At 72.9% G+C, this 1,740-nt stretch carries 1 protein-coding gene and 1 pseudogene; one reads left to right on the top strand and one right to left on the bottom strand.

Features of this window, described 5'->3' with window-relative positions; translation table 11 throughout:
* A pseudogene (locus E1292_RS52130) lies at nt 1-555 on the top strand (acyltransferase family protein); the annotation flags it as partial.
* Nucleotides 556-675: 120 nt separating this feature from the next.
* Here E1292_RS52130 and aztD read toward each other — a convergent pair.
* A partial coding sequence (gene aztD / locus E1292_RS50280) for a zinc metallochaperone AztD (RefSeq protein WP_132606858.1) occupies nt 676-1,740 on the bottom strand: 1,065 nt, incomplete at its 5' end.

The raw sequence follows: 1,740 nt of genomic DNA, 5'->3' as shown, positions 1-1,740 counted from the left end.
ACCCTGGCCCTGCTGGCGCTGGCCACCGCCCAGACCGGCGTCGCGCTGCTCCTCCACGGGCCCGTCAACCGGTGGCTGCAGGGAGTACGGCAGTGGACGGCGGTCGTCGCGGTCAACTCGGTGATCATGACCCTTTTCCTGTGGCACATGACCGCCGCCGTACTCGGCGTGCTGGCGCTCTACCCCACCGGGCTGCTGCCCCAGGCCGCTCCCGGATCCCTGCCGTGGTTGCTGCTGCGCATCCCCTGGCTCGCCGCGCTCGCGCTCATCCTCGGCCTGCTCGTCGCGGTGTTCGGGCCCGTGGAGCGGCGCAGCGGCCCCTGCGCGCCGCCGGGGCGCGGTGCCGCCTTCCTGACCGTGGCCGGGATGGCCGCCGTCGTGGGCGGCCTCCTCGCCGTCGCCCTGGCCGGCCCCGGCCATCACGGGCCCGCCGGGTTCCCCACGGCGGCCCTGATCGGCTATTTCGCCGGGGCCGTGCTCCTGCGGCTCATGAGAAGCGGCTTCCCCGGCCGCGACAACTCCTCCAACCCGACCAGTGAACGGCCCGACCAGTGAACGGCCCGACCCGTGAACGGCCCGACCCGTGAACGGCCCGACCCGTGAACGGCCCGACCCGTGAACGGCCCTGCCCGTGAACGGCCCGGTTTGTGGACGGCTCGGCCCCGGTCGGGACGTTCAGCTGGTGCCGCTGAGCTCGTTAGGGCTCTTCGGCAGGGTGGTGCTCTTGACGACCCGCCCGGCCGCGAGGTCGATCGCGTGCACCTTTCTGGTCGCCGGGTCGCTCACGTAGACGCTCTGGCCGCGGACGAAGATGGCCGGCCGCGGCTGCTGCCAGTCGATCGGCTCCTTCCACTCGCCCATGACCTCGATCGACCTGACGACCTTCGCCTCGGCGGGGTCGATGACGTGGACGCGGCCGTCGGTGCCGAGCACGAGGGCCTCGCCCTGCGGCCCCCGGGCCAGGGAGCGGAAGGTGTAGCTCGTCCCGAGGTCCAGCAGCCGCATCGTGCCGGCGGCGGTGTCGATGAGCGAGACCTGCGTCGGTCGCTCCAGCTCGGCGTCGGGGTCCTTCTTGTAGTCGCCGAGCACGATGGGGGAGACGTCGGAGCCCGCCTGGTTGCCGATGCGGCCGTACTCGTCGGGGCTGTCGACCTTGGTGAACTCGCCGTCCCTGTAGATGAGCACGCCGTCCTCGCAGCCGACCACGACGGCCTCGTCCCGCGCGGTGGCCTCTCCGTGGACGCCGGGGCAGTCCTCGCTGCGCGCGATCTCCTTGCGGGAGCTGTCGAGGACGAGCAGGCCCACCCGCTTCTCCTCGGTGCCGAGGGAGACGGCCAGCTCGCCGTTCTCCAGCTGGAGCGCCACGCCGTGGTGGGGCGCGGCCGCGGTGTAGACCTCGCCCTCGGGCAGGCCCTCGGCCAGGTCGGCGGGGTCGAAGACGGTCACCTCTCCGGTGCCGTCGGAGAACAGCACGGTGGCGCCGCCGTGCCTGACGACGTGGCCCGGCTTGCTCCCCTTGAACTCGTCGTCCTTCAGCGCCGGGGTGACGGCGTCGAGCACGCGGAACCCGGTCGCGGTGGAGACCAGCACGTGCCGCTCGTCCCCGGCGGGGTTGACCCGGTTGAACCCGGCCAGCGGGATGTCCTTGGCCAGCCGCAGGCTCTGGCCGTCGAGCACGTAGAGCCCGCCGGCGTACGTCACCACGATGGGGTCCGTCACGGGCGGCTGGGGGGAGGAGGC

Source organism: Nonomuraea deserti (assembly GCF_004348685.1).
Lineage (GTDB): Bacteria > Actinomycetota > Actinomycetes > Streptosporangiales > Streptosporangiaceae > Nonomuraea > Nonomuraea deserti.
The sequence above is the reverse complement of the archived record's forward strand: the minus strand, read 5'-3'. Positions and strand labels throughout refer to the sequence as shown.